General features: G+C 50.9%; 17 protein-coding genes. 12 read left to right on the top strand and 5 right to left on the bottom strand.

Features of this window, described 5'->3' with window-relative positions; all coding sequences use genetic code 11:
- Window positions 1-187 precede the first annotated feature (187 nt).
- A complete protein-coding gene (ppa, locus tag D8682_RS12970; protein ID WP_064540588.1) occupies window positions 188-715 on the bottom strand; it encodes an inorganic diphosphatase in 528 nt (175 codons plus the stop codon).
- Window positions 716-1,009: 294 nt separating this feature from the next.
- Here ppa and ytfQ point away from each other — a divergent pair, with 294 nt between their 5' ends.
- The 5 genes from ytfQ (at window position 1,010) to D8682_RS12945 (ending at window position 7,238) form a co-directional block, all read left to right on the top strand.
- On the top strand, window positions 1,010-1,966 hold the full coding sequence (ytfQ, locus tag D8682_RS12965; protein WP_064540585.1) for a galactofuranose ABC transporter, galactofuranose-binding protein YtfQ: 957 nt from the start codon (window positions 1,010-1,012) through the stop codon (window positions 1,964-1,966).
- Between the two features lie 116 nt (window positions 1,967-2,082).
- On the top strand, window positions 2,083-3,585 hold the full coding sequence (ytfR, locus tag D8682_RS12960; protein WP_064540582.1) for a galactofuranose ABC transporter, ATP-binding protein YtfR: 1,503 nt from the start codon (window positions 2,083-2,085) through the stop codon (window positions 3,583-3,585).
- Window positions 3,586-3,595: 10 nt separating this feature from the next.
- Window positions 3,596-4,627 (top strand): galactofuranose ABC transporter, ATP-binding protein YtfT, encoded by a 1,032-nt coding sequence (gene ytfT / locus D8682_RS12955; RefSeq protein ID WP_121814442.1) that lies wholly within the window; start codon window positions 3,596-3,598, stop codon window positions 4,625-4,627.
- A complete protein-coding gene (gene yjfF, locus D8682_RS12950) occupies window positions 4,614-5,624 on the top strand; it encodes a galactofuranose ABC transporter, permease protein YjfF (RefSeq protein WP_121814441.1) in 1,011 nt (336 codons plus the stop codon). Before ytfT ends, yjfF begins: the two co-directional genes overlap by 14 nt.
- Window positions 5,625-5,684: 60 nt before the next feature.
- Complete coding sequence (locus D8682_RS12945) at window positions 5,685-7,238, top strand: methyl-accepting chemotaxis protein (protein WP_064540573.1); 1,554 nt, start codon at window positions 5,685-5,687, stop codon at window positions 7,236-7,238.
- Window positions 7,239-7,747: 509 nt separating this feature from the next.
- Here the strand turns inward: D8682_RS12945 and fbp are convergent.
- On the bottom strand, window positions 7,748-8,746 hold the full coding sequence (fbp, locus tag D8682_RS12940) for a class 1 fructose-bisphosphatase (RefSeq protein WP_064540570.1): 999 nt from the start codon (window positions 8,744-8,746) through the stop codon (window positions 7,748-7,750).
- 174 nt (window positions 8,747-8,920) lie between these two features.
- On the opposite strand from fbp, the gene mpl reads away from it, so the two are divergent.
- Window positions 8,921-10,291: a UDP-N-acetylmuramate:L-alanyl-gamma-D-glutamyl-meso-diaminopimelate ligase gene (gene mpl / locus D8682_RS12935; RefSeq protein ID WP_064540567.1), complete on the top strand. Its 1,371-nt coding sequence runs from the start codon at window positions 8,921-8,923 to the stop codon at window positions 10,289-10,291.
- Window positions 10,292-10,420: 129 nt separating this feature from the next.
- Here mpl and yjgA read toward each other — a convergent pair whose 3' ends face one another.
- Complete coding sequence (gene yjgA, locus D8682_RS12930) at window positions 10,421-10,972, bottom strand: ribosome biogenesis factor YjgA (RefSeq protein ID WP_064540565.1); 552 nt, start codon at window positions 10,970-10,972, stop codon at window positions 10,421-10,423.
- Between the two features lie 99 nt (window positions 10,973-11,071).
- On the opposite strand from yjgA, the gene pmbA reads away from it, so the two are divergent.
- The 3 genes from pmbA (at window position 11,072) to D8682_RS12915 (ending at window position 13,515) form a co-directional block, all read left to right on the top strand.
- On the top strand, window positions 11,072-12,424 hold the full coding sequence (pmbA, locus tag D8682_RS12925; RefSeq protein ID WP_064540562.1) for a metalloprotease PmbA: 1,353 nt from the start codon (window positions 11,072-11,074) through the stop codon (window positions 12,422-12,424).
- 56 nt (window positions 12,425-12,480) lie between these two features.
- On the top strand, window positions 12,481-12,867 hold the full coding sequence (gene cybC, locus D8682_RS12920; RefSeq protein ID WP_064540559.1) for a cytochrome b562: 387 nt from the start codon (window positions 12,481-12,483) through the stop codon (window positions 12,865-12,867).
- 66 nt (window positions 12,868-12,933) lie between these two features.
- Window positions 12,934-13,515 carry a hypothetical protein gene (locus tag D8682_RS12915; protein ID WP_064540558.1) on the top strand — a complete coding sequence of 194 codons (582 nt, stop codon included), beginning with the start codon at window positions 12,934-12,936 and terminating at the stop codon, window positions 13,513-13,515.
- Window positions 13,516-13,583: 68 nt separating this feature from the next.
- On the opposite strand, the gene D8682_RS12910 is transcribed toward D8682_RS12915, so the two are convergent.
- Window positions 13,584-13,889: a type II toxin-antitoxin system YafQ family toxin gene (locus D8682_RS12910; RefSeq protein WP_121814440.1), complete on the bottom strand. Its 306-nt coding sequence runs from the start codon at window positions 13,887-13,889 to the stop codon at window positions 13,584-13,586.
- Window positions 13,831-14,148 carry a type II toxin-antitoxin system RelB/DinJ family antitoxin gene (locus tag D8682_RS12905; RefSeq protein WP_121814439.1) on the bottom strand — a complete coding sequence of 106 codons (318 nt, stop codon included), beginning with the start codon at window positions 14,146-14,148 and terminating at the stop codon, window positions 13,831-13,833. Before D8682_RS12905 ends, D8682_RS12910 begins: the two co-directional genes overlap by 59 nt.
- A 454-nt stretch (window positions 14,149-14,602) precedes the next feature.
- On the opposite strand from D8682_RS12905, the gene D8682_RS12900 reads away from it, so the two are divergent.
- The 3 genes from D8682_RS12900 to D8682_RS12890 all read left to right on the top strand — a co-directional run bounded on the left by D8682_RS12900 (window position 14,603) and on the right by D8682_RS12890 (window position 17,538).
- Window positions 14,603-15,616 carry a TRAP transporter substrate-binding protein gene (locus D8682_RS12900; RefSeq protein ID WP_064540549.1) on the top strand — a complete coding sequence of 338 codons (1,014 nt, stop codon included), beginning with the start codon at window positions 14,603-14,605 and terminating at the stop codon, window positions 15,614-15,616.
- 68 nt (window positions 15,617-15,684) lie between these two features.
- Complete coding sequence (locus D8682_RS12895; RefSeq protein WP_121814438.1) at window positions 15,685-16,218, top strand: TRAP transporter small permease; 534 nt, start codon at window positions 15,685-15,687, stop codon at window positions 16,216-16,218.
- A gap of 12 nt (window positions 16,219-16,230) precedes the next feature.
- Window positions 16,231-17,538, top strand: coding sequence for a TRAP transporter large permease (locus D8682_RS12890; protein WP_121814437.1), 1,308 nt, complete (start codon window positions 16,231-16,233; stop codon window positions 17,536-17,538).
- Window positions 17,539-17,556 lie beyond the last annotated feature (18 nt).

Genomic DNA, 17,556 nt, shown 5'->3' with positions numbered 1-17,556 from the left:
TGGATTAATAAAATGGAGAAATATAAATTATTTGTATTGTTATATATTACCAATAACGTGAAGGTATAATAGATAAAAATAATTAATTAATCTTGTCGGTTATTTATTACATCAATTATTCGCAAAAAAAACAGCACCCGGTTTGGGTGCTGTTGAGTTGCTGGCGGAAATTCCGCTACAAGAATGATTACTTCTTAGCGCGCTCGAAGGAAGCAATGATTTCTGCTTTAGCCGCTGCTGCGTTGTCCCAGCCTTCAACTTTAACCCATTTGCCTTTCTCGAGAGCTTTGTACTGCTCGAAGAAATGGGAGATCTGCGCTTTCAGCAGTTCTGGCAGGTCGTTCACATCTTTAATGTGATCGTATTCTTTGCTCAGTTTGGTGTGCGGAACCGCAACCAGCTTGGCATCTTCGCCCGCTTCGTCGGTCATTTTCAGCACGCCAACTGGACGGCAGCGAATCACAGAACCTGGTTGCAGTGGGTACGGAGTTGGAACCAGAACGTCAACCGGGTCACCATCTAAAGACAGGGTGTGGTTGATGTAGCCGTAGTTGCACGGATAGAACATTGCAGTGGACATGAAACGGTCAACAAACAGCGCGCCGGTGTCTTTATCAATTTCATATTTGATAGGGTCAGCGTTCGCTGGGATTTCGATAACAACGTAGATGTCTTCCGGCATATCTTTGCCCGCAGGGACGTTGAGTAAGCTCATGTCTTTTTCCTTTAAACTGATGTCATTCAAGTGCCGCGTATTATAGCTAACTCGATTTAAATGTCTTCGCCTCTTTTTGCCTTCACTTCTCACCAGCACCCGTTTCCAGAACCTTCCGACACCGGAAAAATCCATAAACATAGCCGTATTATTAATAAAATTGTGTAAGCGGTTACAAGCTTGCAGGTGACTTGTTTGAATTGTGATGTAACTCATTCTGTTACGCCGCACGTCGACTATAGTTTTTTTCGAAGTCCACAATTTAACCAACAATAACCCTACGAGGATGTACCTATGTGGAAGCGCTTACTTTTGGTCTCAGCTGTCTCCGCAGCCATGTCGTCTATGGCGATAGCGGCTCCGTTAACGGTCGGATTTTCGCAGGTAGGTTCTGAATCCGGCTGGCGCGCAGCAGAAACGTCCGTTGCAAAGAGCGAAGCTCAAAAACGTGGAATCACGCTGAAAATCGCCGATGGCCAACAAAAACAAGAAAACCAGATTAAAGCTGTACGTTCATTTATCGCCCAGGGCGTAGACGCCATCTTCATTGCGCCAATCGTCGCCACGGGTTGGGAGCCGGTATTACAAGAAGCAAAAGAGGCAAAAATCCCGGTATTCCTGCTCGACCGTAATATCGATGTTAAAGATAAATCGCTGTATATGACCGTCGTCACCGCCAACAACGTGCTGGAAGGCCAGCTCATTGGCGAATGGTTGCTCAAAGAGTTGAACGGCAAAGCGTGTAACGTGGTTGAGCTGCAAGGCACCGTGGGTGCGAGCGTAGCAATCGACCGTAAAAAAGGTTTTGCGGACGCCATTTCTAAAGCATCTAACGTGAAAATCATCCGTTCTCAGTCTGGTGACTTTACCCGCAGCAAAGGTAAAGAAGTTATGGAGAGCTTCATCAAAGCTGAGGACAACGGCAAAAACATCTGCATGGTTTACGCGCATAACGATGACATGGTGATCGGGGCGATTCAGGCGATTAAAGAAGCGGGTCTGAAACCAGGCAAAGATATTCTGACCGGTTCAATCGACGGCGTACCGGACATCTACAAAGCGATGATGGATGGCGAAGCTAACGCCAGTGTTGAGCTGACGCCAAACATGGCAGGCCCGGCGTTTGACGCACTCGAGAAATTCAAGAAAGACGGCACCCTGCCGGAAAAAGTGACCATCACTAAATCAACGCTGTACCTCCCGGATACCGCGAAAGAAGAGCTAGAGAAGAAAAAATCGATGGGCTACTAAGCTGCTTTACCCCTCACCCTAGCCCTCTCTCCTAAGGGGAGAGGGGATTGGATCGAGTGTGGTTTGATTTTTCCCCCTCTCTCTTTTAGGGAGAGGGTTGGGGTGAGGGTCTAATAATGAACACAAATAACAACCAGGAAATTCTGCGCACGGAAGGTTTATCGAAACATTTCCCAGGGGTCAAAGCGCTCGACAAAGTGGACTTTAGCCTTAATCGTGGCGAAATCATGGCGTTACTGGGTGAAAACGGAGCAGGTAAATCAACGCTAATCAAAGCCCTTACCGGCGTTTATCAGCGCGATAGCGGCAATATTTACCTCGAAGGTGAGCTTATCTCGCCAAAAAACACCGCCCACGCCCAGCAACTCGGTATCGGCACGGTGTACCAGGAAGTTAACCTGCTGCCGAACATGTCGGTGGCAGACAATCTGTTTATTGGCCGCGAGCCGCGTCGCTTTGGTTTTTTACAGCGCAAAGAGATGGAAAAGCGCGCCACCCGCTTGATGGAATCCTACGGATTTTCGCTGGATGTTTCCGAGCCGCTGAACCGCTATTCCGTGGCGATGCAGCAGATCGTCGCGATCTGCCGCGCCATTGATCTGTCAGCCAAAGTGCTGATCCTTGATGAACCGACCGCCAGCCTCGATACCAAAGAGGTCGAAATGCTTTTTACCCTGATGCGCCAGCTGCGCGATCAGGGCGTCAGCCTGATCTTTGTCACTCACTTTCTCGATCAGGTTTATGAAGTTACCGACAGGATCACCGTTCTGCGCAACGGCGCGTTTGTCGGCACGCGCAAAACCGCCGAGTTACCGCAGATCGAGCTGGTCAAAATGATGTTAGGTCGTGAGCTGGAAACCAACGCATTGAACCGCGCAGGCCGCACCTTACTAAGCGATAAGCCCGTTGCAGCGTTCAAAGATTTCGGCAAGAAAGGGGTGATCAACCCGTTCAATCTTGAAGTCCGCCCCGGTGAGATCGTCGGCCTGGCGGGCTTATTAGGATCGGGTCGCACCGAAACCGCCGAAGTGATATTTGGGATCAAGCCCGCAGACAGCGGTAATGCGTGGATCAAAGGCAAGCAACAATCGCTGCGATCGCCGCATAAAGCCTCGTCGCTCGGGATTGGTTTTTGCCCGGAAGACAGGAAAACCGACGGCATTATTGCCGCCGCCTCGGTACGCGAAAACATCATTCTGGCGTTGCAGGCCCAGCGCGGCTGGCTGCGCCCGATCCCAAAACGCGAGCAGTATCAGATAGCGGAACGCTTTATCCGCCAGTTGGGGATTCGCACGCCCGGCCCGGATCAACCGATTGAATTTCTCTCCGGTGGCAATCAGCAAAAAGTCCTGCTGTCGCGCTGGTTACTGACCAAACCGCAATTCCTGATCCTCGACGAACCGACGCGTGGGATCGACGTTGGCGCACATGCTGAAATTATCCGTCTGATCGAAACGCTGTGTGCCGATGGACTGGCGCTGCTGGTTATCTCTTCCGAACTCGAAGAGCTGGTGGGGTATGCGGATCGCGTGATCATCATGCGTGACCGGCAGCAAGTGGCGGAGATCCCACTCGCTGAGCTTTCTGTATCGGCAATTATGAATGCCATTGCGGCATAAGGAGTTAAACGTGATGCCTCGTTCATTGCCGCAGGCCGAAGTTGAAAAGCCAAAGCGCAGTTTTCGCTGGCCACCAGGCATTCCGCAACTGGTCGCATTGGTGCTGGTGTTGCTGGTTGATAGCCTGGTCGCCAACCATTTCTTCGATATTGTGGTGCAAAACGGGCGGTTATTTGGCAGCCCGATAGACATTCTTAACCGTGCGGCACCGGTCGCATTATTAGCCATTGGCATGACGCTGGTGATCGCCACCGGCGGTATCGATCTTTCCGTTGGCGCAGTGATGGCGATTGCAGGTGCCACGGCAGCGACGTTAACCGTCGACGGACACAGCCTGACGGTGGTGATCCTCTCTGCACTTGGTGTCGGTATTCTGGCGGGTTTGTGGAACGGAATTTTGGTAGCGATCCTCAAGATTCAGCCGTTTGTCGCGACACTTATCCTGATGGTTGCCGGGCGCGGTGTGGCGCAACTGATTACTGCCGGGCAAATTGTTACCTTCAACTCGCCCAACCTTTCATACCTTGGCAGCGGCGCGCTGTTCTTCTTCCCGACGCCGGTGATTATCGTGCTGGCAACGCTGCTGGTTTTCTGGCTATTCACCCGTAAAACGGCGCTGGGTCTGTTTATTGAATCGGTTGGGATTAACATCCGCGCGGCGAAAAACGCCGGGGTGAATACGCGCCTCGTCGTGATGCTGACCTACGTGCTCAGCGGCCTGTGCGCTGCAATTGCCGGGATCATCGTCACCGCAGATATTCGCGGTGCCGATGCCAACAACGCTGGATTGTGGCTAGAGCTGGACGCCATTTTGGCGGTGGTGATCGGTGGCGGTTCGTTAATGGGTGGGCGCTTTAACATCGCGCTCTCCGTGATTGGCGCGCTGATTATCCAGGGGATGAACACTGGCATTCTGCTTTCTGGTTTCCCGCCTGAGCTTAACCAGGTGGTGAAAGCAGTGGTGGTGATGTGCGTGCTGATTGTTCAGTCACCGCGTTTTATTGCTTTGCTCAAAGGACTCCGTCGCCATGATCAAACGTAACTTGCCGTTGATGATTACCCTGGCGGTGTTTGTGCTGGGGTATCTGTATTGCCTGACGCAATTCCCCGGTTTTGCCTCAACGCGGGTAATTTGCAATATTCTGACTGATAACGCGTTTCTGGGGATTATTGCCGTCGGCATGACCTTTGTGATCCTTTCCGGCGGCATCGATCTTTCGGTCGGTTCGGTGATCGCCTTTACCGGGGTATTCCTCGCCAAAGCGATCGGCTTCTGGGGGTTATCGCCGCTGGTGGCTTTCCCGCTGGTGCTGGCAATGGGTTGTGCCTTTGGCGCGTTTATGGGGCTGCTGATTGATGGGCTGAAAATCCCCGCTTTTATCATTACGCTCGCTGGAATGTTCTTCCTGCGCGGGGTTAGCTATCTGGTGTCCGAAGAGTCCATTCCCATTGATCACCCGATTTACGACACGCTTTCCAACCTCGCCTGGCGCATTCCTGGTGGCGGCCGTTTAAGTGCCATGGGGCTGCTGATGTTAGCCGTAGTAGTGATCGGCATTTTCCTTGCGCACCGTACCCGCTTTGGTAACCAGGTTTATGCGATTGGCGGCAACGCCACTTCAGCAAACCTGATGGGGATTTCCACACGCAGCACCACCATCCGCATTTACATGCTCTCGACCGGGCTTGCCACGCTCGCCGGAATTGTGTTTTCGCTCTATACCTCAGCGGGTTATGCGCTGGCGGGAATGGGCGTTGAGCTGGACGCCATTGCTTCGGTGGTTATCGGCGGCACGTTGCTGAGTGGTGGCGTGGGAACCGTTCTTGGCACGCTGTTTGGCGTGGCGATTCAGGGGCTGATTCAGACGTATATCAACTTCGACGGTACGCTCAGTTCGTGGTGGACGAAAATCGCCATCGGCATTTTGCTGTTCATTTTCATCGCCCTACAGCGCGGCCTGACAGTGCTGTGGGAAAACCGCCAGAGCTCGCCAGTGAAGCGTGTTGATGTGAAGCCGAACAAAGCTCAATCGCTTTGATTAAACTTTCCCCGGTGATGGCCGATAACACACCCATCGTTCTGTCACCGGGAAAAGAGCATGTTGAGAAATTTGTCTATTCGCACGGGGCTGCTGACGTTACTGGCAGTCATGACCTTCCTGTTGTTATTTGTCAGCGGCATGGGCATTTACGCGCTGCAACAAAGCTCGACTTCACTTCAGAAAATCAATCGCTTACAGGGAGAACAGATGGTGCGTTTGTCTGATGGCTATGTTTCTTTGCTACGGGCGCGTAATGGTGCAGGGCAGGCGGTCAGGCAGATGGAGATTGGTTTGCTGGAGGATGCGGCCAAATCCACAGATTACGTGGCTAGTGATGTCACTCAGGCGCAACAGCAGCTCAAAGAGTTTATCGACAGCGGCGTGAATGACGACGAGGGCAACCGCCTGGTGCAGAATTTATCGCAAAGTTATGCGGAGTACCTCGCAAAAGGCATTAACCCAATGCTTGCCGCCCTTAGCAAACAAAGCCCTGATGATTACTACGACCTGCTGGAAAAGACGCTGATTCCGCTATCGCAAAAGTTTGATACTGACGTTGATATTTTCAAGCAGTGGGGCGAGGCGCGCGGCAACAGCGAAGTTGAAGCGGTGCAGTTGCACAAAAAAATTGTTCTGACGTTGATTATTATCGCGGCATTGCTCACCGCCGGGATTATCGTGCTGGTGTGGCTGGCGCTACGTCACTTACTGCTTAAACCGCTGAATCAGTCGATTGAGCAACTGGAGTTTGTCGCCAAAGGCGATTTGACCCAGCCGTTGCCGCCTGCGGGTAATAACGAATTTGGCCGTCTGGCCGCGGCAATTACCATCATGCGTGATTCGCTGATGGAATCGGTAAGCCGCGTGCGTGACGCCAGTTCGCAAATTGATACCGGCAGCCGCGAACTGGCGGCAGGCAACCAGAACCTGGCTCAGCGTACTGAATCGACCGCCACTTCTCTTGAGCAAACCGCTGCCAGCATGGAACAGATCACCGCGACGGTGAAACAGAACGCCGATAACGCTGGGCAAGCGCATAAACTCGCCAAAGACGTGTCCGATACCGCCGACCGTGGCAGCGAAATGGTGTGCTACGTGATTGAAAAAATGCGTGATATCTCCAGCAGTTCCGATCGTATTGCCGACATCCTTAGCGTTATCGACGGTATCGCCTTCCAGACCAATATCCTGGCGTTGAATGCCTCGGTTGAAGCGGCGCGAGCCGGTGAACAAGGGCGTGGCTTTGCGGTGGTGGCAGGCGAAGTTCGCACTCTGGCAAGCCGCAGCGCCGATGCAGCAAAAGAGATCCGCTCGTTGATTTCTGAGTCGCAAAATCATGTTGGCGAAGGTCGGGAACTGGCTCAACAAGCCGGTGAAACGATGGATGAAATTGCCGAAGAAGTGATGCGCATGACCCGCCTGGTAAGTGAAATCGCTAATGCGTCAAATGAGCAAAGTTATGGTATCGAACAGGTGAATATTGCGGTGAGTCAGATGGATGAAGCGGCACAGCAGAATGCGGCATTGGTTCAGGAGTCGACCGCGGCTACACGTTCACTGGAGGAGCAGTCGCAGCATTTGGTGGCGGCAATGGCGACGTTCAGGTGTTGATTTTTTGAAAGCCATCCTCACCCCGACCCTCTCCTTGAAGGAGAGGGAGAAAACCGGGCAATCCCTCTCCCGTGGGCTGTCTCTTAGTCACATCTTTGAGGGCCGCTTCCTGCCGAGCCGGACCCGAAATTCAAGGTCAAAGTCAAAAGCCAGAGCGGTTTTGACCTTGTCCCCGGCTTCAATCGCGGTGTTTTTTACCCTTCAGTTGGGGTCACGTGGTCGGGAACCACGTGAGAGAGCGATCGTCGGGAACGGATCGCGAACGACCCCGAATGTTGGGTGAAAAACGGTGTTTACCGCTTTAGCGGCGATTGATTTGCCGGGCGCCTGGATTATCAAGGGGTTGGCGTTAACCCCTTGATACGTTCACCGTTTACTGGAATTAAAGAGGTAACTGAACGCAAGGGTGAACGGAAAACCTGCGAGGCTAACAGATCTCGTCCTGACAAGATTGCCAGGACGAGTTGTGTATAAGAGACCGCTCCCGTGGAAGAGGGTGAAGGCAAAAATTATGCGTCCGGATACTCACGAATAAAACGCTCAACATCATCAACCATATGCTCGTTACCGACAAAGAACGGGCGGCGTTGATGCAGGGTTTCAGGGATGATATCCAGAATTCGCTCTTTACCGTCGCTGGCTTTACCGCCGGCTTGTTCCGCAAGGAACGCCATCGGGTTACCTTCATACAGTAAACGCAATTTCCCTTGTGGGTGGCTTGCGGTACTTGGATACAAATAAATCCCGCCTTTCAGCAGGTTACGGTGGAAATCTGCCACCAGAGAACCAATGTAGCGCGAGGTATATGGGCGCTGCGTGTTGGCGTCTTCTTCCTGACAGAACTTAATGTATTTCTTCACGCCAGTTGGGAAGCGGATGTAGTTCCCTTCGTTGATGGAATAGGTGCTGCCAATTTCCGGGAAGCGCATACGTTCCTGGCACAGGCAGAACACGCCCAGTGAAGGATCGTAAGTGAAGGCGTGTACACCACAACCGGTGGTGTAAACCAACATGGTTGAGGAGCCGTAAACGACATAACCTGCCGCGACCTGGCGGTTGCCAGGCTGGAGGAAGTCGGCTTCGGTGACTGGCGTACCTACCGGCGTGATACGGCGATAGATAGAGAAAATAGTCCCGACTGACACGTTGACGTCGATGTTAGATGAGCCGTCGAGCGGGTCCATCAGCACCACATATTTGGCATGTTCCGCGCCTTCGAAAACAACAATGTCATCTTCTTCTTCGGAAGCAACACCGGCCACAATCCCTCGGGCTTTCAATGCTGCTTTCAGTTTTTCGTTCGCGAACAGATCGAGTTTTTGCTGTACCTCGCCCTGGATATTTTCAGCTCCGCTGGCACCCAGAATATCCACCAGACCCGCTTTGTTGATATCGCGGTGGATAATTTTTGCGCCGAGCTTTATCGCCGACAGCAAGGCAGTCAGTTCACCGGTTGCGTGCGAGAACTCGTGCTGCTTTTCGACAATAAATTCACCTAACGTTTTCATAACCCTTTCCCTGCATCTGTCAGTTGAGTAAAACGATTGCAACAATCCTAACAAATATTCAAATAGTAGCGTACAGGTGAATCGCGCCAGCTAAATGCGGAATAACCTGAAATGCGATTTGCCACCATTCAACATGCGGTTAGAATGTGTGCCTAAGAATAAAAGGACAGTTTTATGCGCATTCATATTTTGGGTATTTGCGGCACGTTCATGGGTGGTCTGGCAATGCTGGCTCGCTCGCTCGGCCATGAAGTTACTGGCTCGGACGCTAATGTGTATCCGCCAATGAGCACTCTGCTACAAGAGCAGGGTATTGATTTAATCCAGGGTTACGACCCAAGCCAGCTCGACTCACAACCGGATTTGGTGATCATCGGCAACGCCATGACTCGCGGTAATCCGTGTGTTGAAGCGGTGCTGGAGAAAAGCATTCCTTACATGTCAGGCCCACAGTGGTTGCACGACTTTGTGCTGCGCGACCGTTGGGTGATTGCGGTGGCGGGGACGCACGGCAAAACGACGACGGCAGGCATGGCGACCTGGATTCTGGAGGCCTGCGGCTACAAGCCTGGTTTCGTCATCGGCGGCGTGCCGGGTAATTTTGATGTTTCTGCACGTTTGGGTGAAAGCTCATTCTTCGTGATTGAAGCAGATGAATACGACTGTGCGTTCTTCGATAAACGTTCCAAATTCGTGCATTACTGCCCGCGCACGTTGATCCTCAATAATCTTGAGTTCGATCACGCGGATATTTTTGACGATCTGAAAGCGATTCAGAAACAGTTCCACCACCTGGTGCGCATCGTTCCGGGGCAGGGGAAAATCATCTGGCCGGAAAACGACGCCAATATTAAGCAGACGCTGGCGATGGGTTGCTGGAGCGAGCAAGAGCTGGTGGGTGAGCAAGGCCACTGGCAGGCTAAGAAACTCAACCCTGATGCTTCCCATTGGGAAGTGTATCTGGATGGCGAGCGTGTCGGCGAAGTGCACTGGCAGTTGGTTGGCGAACACAATATGCATAACGGGCTGATGGCGATTGCCGCTGCGCGTCATGTTGGTGTTACACCTGCGGATGCCGCGAAAGCACTGGATAGTTTTGTGAACGCCCGTCGCCGCCTGGAATTGCGCGGTGAAGAAAACGGCGTAACGGTATACGACGATTTTGCTCACCATCCAACAGCGATTCTGGCAACGCTTGCGGCACTGCGCGGCAAAGTAGGCGGAACCGCACGTATTCTGGCGGTGCTTGAGCCACGTTCTAACACCATGAAAATGGGGCTGAGCAAAGACGATCTCGCGCCATCTTTAGGTCGTGCAGATGAAGTGTTCTTGCTTCAGCCTCCGCATATTCCATGGCAAGTGGTAGAAGTCGCGGAAGCCTGCATTCAACCAGCGCACTGGAGTGCGGATGTCGACACGCTGGTGGATATGGTGGTGAAAACCGCTCTGCCTGGCGACCATATTCTGGTGATGAGCAATGGCGGTTTTGGTGGTATCCACCAGAAATTGCTGGATGCGTTGGCGAAGAAAGCTGAAAACCAGTAATGGAAAAACCCGCAAATGCGGGTTTTTTTAAAGGCGGTAAAATTCATTCGTAGGTCGGATAAGCAACGCGCCATCCGACATTATTTGGTGGATGACGCTGCGCTTATCCACCCTACAAATTCTGATGTCCTAACCCTGGGCTTCAGCCAGTTCACGCAGATAAGAGAAAATCTGACGATAAGATTTTGGCGGCTTGTTAGTGGCCTTCTCTTTCTGGGCGTTGCGGATCAATACGCGCAGTTGCTGGCGGTCAGCTTCTGGGTAAAGTCTTAGCACTTCGGTCATCGCGTCATCACCTTCTTCAACCAGACGATCGCGCAATGCTTCCAGTTTGTGGAACAGGGCAACTTGCTGGTTGTGGCGGTTTTTCAGTTTATCGAGCGCTACGCGGATTGGGTCCATGTCGCGCGAACGCATCATTTTGCCAATTAACTGAACCTGACGGCGACGGCCTTCTTTTTTGATTTTCTGAGCCAAATCAATCGCGGCACGCAAATCTTCATCAAGAGGGATTTTGTCGAGCGCGTTCTTGCCCAACTCCATCAGTTCCATACCCAGGCGTTTTAATTCCTCGGCATCACGCTTAATTTCGCTTTTACTGACCCAGATAATCTCATCATCTTCGTCTTCATTTTCGTCATCTGGGACGTCGTCGAGCCAGTCATCGGGCTGCTTAGTCATATTAGGCTCCTTAAAAAAAGTGGCTAATTCTACCAGTAAAGCCTGTTCACTGCGAAATTGTTCTGTTCTGGGTTAGACTTAATTCACTCACCTTACATTATGGCAGTAGCGATGAAAGTAAACACGCAAGTAGCACAACAACGTCAGGTTCTGGAACAAGCGGTATCTCAGGCGCTGGAATTGGCTTCCGCTCAGTCCGATGGCGCAGAAGTCGCCGTCAGTAAAACCACTGGTATCAGCGTAAGCACCCGATACGGTGAGGTGGAAAACGTCGAATTTAATAGCGATGGTGCGTTAGGCATCACCGTTTATCATCAAAACCGTAAAGGCAGCGCCTCCACGACTGACTTAAGCCCGGATGCCGTTGCGCGTACCGTGCAGGCGGCTTTGGATATCGCCAGATACACCTCCCCGGACCCATTCGCCGGTGTGGCAGAAAAAGAATTACTGGCCTTTGAAGCGCCAGATTTAGATCTTTTCCACCCGACAGAAATGGACGCTGACCGCGCTATTGAGTTAGCCGCACGTGCTGAAAATGCTTCGCTGAACGTCGATAAGCGCATCAACAATACCGAAGGCGGGAGCTTTAACAGCCACTACGGCATCAAAGTTTTCGGCAACAGCCACGGCATGCTGCAAAGCTATTGCTCCACACGCCACTCACTTTCCAGCTGCGTGATTGCTGAAGTGAACGGTGAGATGGAGCGTGATTACGCCTACACCATTGGCCGCGCGATGGAAGACCTGGATAGCCCTGAATCCGTGGGTATTGAATGTGCGCGCCGCACTTTAGCGCGCTTGTCTCCGCGTAAACTGTCTACTATGAAAGCTCCGGTGATGTTTGCAGCAGAAGCGGCGACAGGTTTGTTCGGTCACCTGGTGGGCGCGATTGCGGGTGGTTCGGTGTACCGTAAATCTACTTTCCTGCTGGATTCTTTGGGTAAACAAATCCTGCCGGAATGGTTGACCATTGAAGAGCATCCGCATCTGCTCAAAGGTCTGGCGTCTACGCCGTTCGATAGCGAAGGCGTACGTACCGAGCGCCGTGACATCATCAAGGACGGCATCCTGCAACAGTGGCTGCTGACCAACTATTCCGCACGCAAACTGGGCCTGAAAAGCACCGGCCATGCGGGTGGCATTCACAACTGGCGCATCGAAGGGCGCGGCCTGGACTTCGCAGGCATGCTCAAAGAAATGGGCACCGGTTTAGTGGTGACTGAATTGATGGGGCAAGGCGTGAGCGGTATCACTGGTGACTATTCACGCGGTGCGTCTGGTTTCTGGGTTGAGAATGGCGAAATTCAATATCCGGTGAGCGAAATCACTATCGCCGGAAACTTGAAAGATATGTGGCGTGAAATTGTCACAGTAGGTAGCGATATTGAGAAGCGCAGTAATATTCAATGTGGTTCAGTGCTGTTGCCGGAGATGAAAATCGCCGGTCAGTAAATTGGCAAAGGGTGCGACCTGCCGCACCCTTCTTATAATAAAGAGGTGATTGATTCATGCGAAAGCAACTGATTGCAATGTTGGCTGTATCGACCGTGTTATTTTCCGCAACGAGCATGGCGAAAGATGTGGGTGATGATATGGATATCATCGCGGAGAACTACAAAACCGTGTTGAAGACCGATAACGCGGCTGAGCTAAAAACCTCGCTCAACAATATGCGTACCGCAGCACTGGATGCGCAAAAAGGCACTCCCCCTAAACTTGAAAGCAAAGCCGCGGATAGCGCGGAGATGAAAGACTACCGCCACGGCCTGGATTTACTGGTCGGTCAAATCGATGGTGCGCTGAAACTGGCCAACGAAGGCAAAGTGAAAGAAGCACAAGCGGCGGCGGAAGAGTTTAAAACCACTCGTAATGCCTACCATAAAAAATACCGCTAAGCTGATACTGGTCCTTCCATTGAGGGCCTGAACATATCTGCATATCTTTATAAGGACATCTGATTTATGAAACCGATTCAAACGATTATTAAAAGTGCCGCTACCGTTTCGTTACTCGCGTTTAGCGTTTTTTCCGCCAATGCCCAAATTTTGCCAGTCGCGGGAGATTTCCAGGCCGATCATTTTTCTGCGAAAGTCGTTTCCGTTGATCAAAAAAACCATGTCGTGGTTTTAGAGGGAGAGAAGGGCAATAAAGTCTCATTCAACGTGCCAGAAGAAACCGGTACGCTGGCTAATCTGAAAGCGGGTGATGTTGTCGACACCACCGTGACACGCTCTGTTGCCGTCGCTTTTGATACCAATGTTGATAAAGCCGCGCCAACCGCTTCATCCACCAAAGGGATGGAGAAAGCCACCGAAGCAAGCCCAGAGCACGAAGCTTTCCGTCAGGTTAACGTTCAGCTTAAAATCAAACATATCGATCTGAAAAACAACACCGTGACCTTCGTCGGCCCTAAAGGGCAGGAGAAAGTGATTACTGTTGAAGACCCAGAAGTTCAGGCGCGTTTGAAAGAGATGAAAGTGAACCAAAGTGTCCGTGTGACCTACACCGACTCGATTAAAATCACTGCTCAGCAGGCTAAATAACCCGCCATGCGTTGAACCCCTCTTTCTGATTTTGGGGAGAGGGGAAATAACAGCAGCTTGCTAATCACTCATTCAAACAGTTCGGCATGGGTGCCTAAATCAGAAAAGGCAACAGTTCTGCTGGCTTCATCAACGTAATACACCAGTAAATAATCACCCCCAATATGCAGTTCTCTGTACCCGCTATATTCCCCCGTTAGAGCATGGTCGAAGTAATAAGCCGGTAAAGGATTACGTGAAGCAATAAGCCACATTGCCGCTGAAACAGCGTTCATGTCATGGCGGCCAGCTTTGTTGTAACGCTCCCAGGCTTTGCTAAATGATTTTGTGTGTTTTGTCTGATACGGCAGCTTCACCCGTTTGTTGTTGGCCATTATTCAGTGCGTCCATTTGCTCGTTTACATCGGAAAATCCACTTTTGCCGTTTTGAAGGATCTCTTGCGTTTCGCGCATGGCCTGAATCAGGCGAGGACTGGGTTTACGATTAATGTCGAATGGCAGGCCTTCATTAATCACCACTTGTTCGACAAAAAGCCGCAGTGCGGTGCTCATTGTCAGACCACAACTTTCGAGGATTTCGGTGGCTTTTTGTTTTGTCTGGCTGTCGATGCGAGTACGAATGACTGAGTCCATTATTGCCTCCTTTGTTTGAGTGGCTTCATTGTAGCTACAATTCGGACTTATTCAACTACGGCAAAGTCATCACCTGAAACCGTTCGCCTCAAACAGTCGTAACCATTTTACAAACTTTCTTCCCTCCGCCCACCGTCATAACTTCACTCTGCGGCATGTCTCGCAATCACCATTTTTCATTGATTGCCTGAATGCCTCCCCCTTAAAAGTTTCCGATAAAGTGTCCTGAAACCACATTTTCTTCACTGGTTCATAACCCATTTGTTGTTTTTTGACACAAAGACTGTGTGTTTTTTGATCTTCAGGCGGCGTGGTTTTGAGATCTTAATTACAAAATGAATCGAAATTTCTTTTTGAGTGAAATAATGTTTCATTTTATCGGCTTTCAGTGAGTAAATACTTCCGAATCGAATTAGTTCCACATCGAAACTATGGATATTAGGGAGTCTTAGGGATGCTGCATTTGAAACATGTTTTGCCAAAAATTTCGCTAGTTGCTACCGCTGTCGCGGCCACGATTTTGCTGAGCGGATGTGGCGATGACGCTGCCCCAACAGGCACCGTAACGCTGAAAACTGCGTTCAACCAATCCGAAAATAACCCACAATACAAAGCATTAGTCTCTTTCAGCGAAAAGCTGGAATCTGAAACTAAAGGCCGTTACAAACTCGAAATCCACCCGAATGAACTGTTAGGCGACCAGCGTGCATCACTGGAACTGGTTCAGTCCGGTGCAATTCAATTGGCCGTAGTGGCTAACCCACTGGTCGAAAACTTCAATAAAAACTTCTCTGTTCTGGCGATGCCATACGTCTACGACAACCCTGAACACCAGCGCAAAGTGTTTACTTCTGGTGTGCTCGACAGCCTGTTTGCTTCCACCAAAGGAACCGGCTTTGAAGTGGTCACCGCGTATACCGCGGGCGCACGTAGCGTTTATACCAAAGGTGCCGCAGTCACCAGCCCGGCCGATATGAAGGGCAAGAAAATCCGTGTGATGCAGTCTGACACGATGATCAAAATGCTGAGCTGCATGGGCGGCACAGGCGTACCAATGGGGCAGGGTGAAGTGTACTCCGCCATCCAACAGGGCGTGCTGGACGGTGCTGAGAACAACGAAATTACTTACGCTGACCTCAAACAATACGAAGTGGCACCTTACTTCTCAAACACGCGTCACGTGATGGTGGCTGACTTGTTAGTGGCTAACGAAAGCTTCCTCGCCAAAATGGATGAAGCTGACCGCGAACTGTTCCGCAAATTAGCCAAAGAGAGCACCGTGACTCAATTTGAGCTGTGGGATAAAGCCCTTGATGGCGCGCGTCAAACTGCAAAAGATAAGGGTGCAACCTTTACCGAAGTGGATATCAAGCCTTTCCAGGAAAGCTGCAAGCCACTGCAATCTGCGATGTTAACCACGCCTGAACAAAAAGCGTTGTACGAAAAAATTCGTGAGCTGGCCAAGTAATTACCCATCCTGAAGTCGCTTGAGTAGAGAAGTTTAGGGGGATGTTTTCATCCCCCTTGGAGATTAAAATGAAAGTTGCTCAACCCGCCCCCGTGTCCACATCTGGTTTTTATTCGCAGCTGACGCGAGTAAAACAGGCCGTTGATAAAGTTGCGTCCTCACTGTGTATTCTGATTGTCGGTTTAATGACCTTGCTGGTGACCTGGCAGGTGGCCTCCCGTTATTTATTTAATAGCCCGAGTGCGGTTAGCGAAGTGCTGGCGCGTTATTTGTTTATCTGGCTGGTACTGATTGGTGGGGCTTATGTTTTTGGCCTGCGCGAGCATATGGCGATTACTTTTATGCGCGACAAAATGCCGCGTAAATTCCGCCTTTCGCTGGAAATATTGGGTGAGCTTGCCACTTCTGTATTTGCATTGCTGGTGCTGACTATTGGTGGGTATATCGGTATGAACCGCCAGATGGCACAGCTTGATTCCGCCTTACAAATTCCTATCGGCATTATCTACATTGCGATCCCGCTAAGCGGCGCATTGACGCTGTTCTATTGCCTGTATAACCAATATGGGCTGTTCAGAAAGTTCTCTTCGAAACAAGATTGATTAGGTGTCGACATGGATATTGCGATTGTTGTTGCGCTAGTAATGTTTAGCGGTGTGTTAATTTTGCTGATGGCGGGTGCGCCAATTAGTATCAGTATCGGCATTTCTTCTTTTGCAGCGATGTTACTTATTCTGCCGTTCGATGGTGCGATATTAACTTCTGCTCAGCGTGTTTTTGTTGGCCTCGACTCCTTTGCCTTATTAGCCATTCCTTTCTTTATATTGGCGGGGAATTTAATGAACAATGGCGGGATAGCCATTCGTTTAATTAACTGCGCAAAAATGGTCAGTAATTTCCTGCCTGGCCCTCTGGCACAAACCAACGTGGTCGCCAACATGCTGTTTGGCTCCATCAGTGGTTCTGGCGTGGCCTCGGCGGCGGCAGTGGGCGGCATCATGTCGCCGATTCAGAAAAAAGAGAACTACGATCCCGCGTTTAGTGCCGCGGTGAACATCGCTTCTGCACCAACCGGTATGCTGATCCCGCCAAGCAACTCACTGATTGTTTACGCAACGGTTGCGGGTAGCGTATCAATTTCTGCGCTGTTTATGGCCGGTTACGTGCCGGGTATTCTCTGGGGCTTAGGCGTGATGATTGTCGCCGGGATAATCGCTAAACGTCGCGGTTATGTGGCTGACCGTTCAGCTGACAAAGGCCAGACGCTGCGTATTCTGTTTGATGCGATTCCAAGCCTGATGATGATTGTTGTGGTGATTGGCGGCATTCTGGGCGGCGTATTTACCGCGACTGAAGCGTCGGCAATTGCGGTGGTTTATTCGCTGGTGCTCGGCATTATTTATCGCAACATCAAACTGGAAGATTTGCCGCAGATATTCCTCGCGACCGCGAAAATGACCGCGATTGTTATTTTCATGCTGGCGGCGTCTTCTATCATGTCGTGGGTGATGGCGTTTACCAAAATCCCTGCGCTGATTGCTTCCGGCCTACTTTCTGCGACTGACAGCTTTGTTGTTATTCTGCTGATTATGAATGTGGTATTGCTGCTGGTGGGTACCTTTATGGACCCAACGCCTGCGGTATTAATCTTCACCCCAATCTTCCTGCCAATCTGCATGCAGTTTGGCATGGACCCGGTGCAGTTCGGTATCATGATGGTGTTTAACTTGTCGCTCGGCACGATTACACCACCGGTAGGGCCAATCTTATTTACCGGCTGTAAAGTCGGGGATATTAAGATTGAGCGCGTGATTAAACCGTTGCTGCCGTTCTTCGCGGTGATTGCGATTGTTCTGATGATGGTGACGTATTTACCGGCTATCTCTATGGCGCTGCCACAGAGTATGGGTCTGGTAAAATAATAAAAAAATGAGCGGGGG

The sequence above is a fragment of the Buttiauxella sp. 3AFRM03 genome (assembly GCF_003675305.1).
Lineage (GTDB): Bacteria > Pseudomonadota > Gammaproteobacteria > Enterobacterales > Enterobacteriaceae > Buttiauxella > Buttiauxella ferragutiae.
The sequence above is the reverse complement of the archived record's forward strand: the minus strand, read 5'-3'. Positions and strand labels throughout refer to the sequence as shown.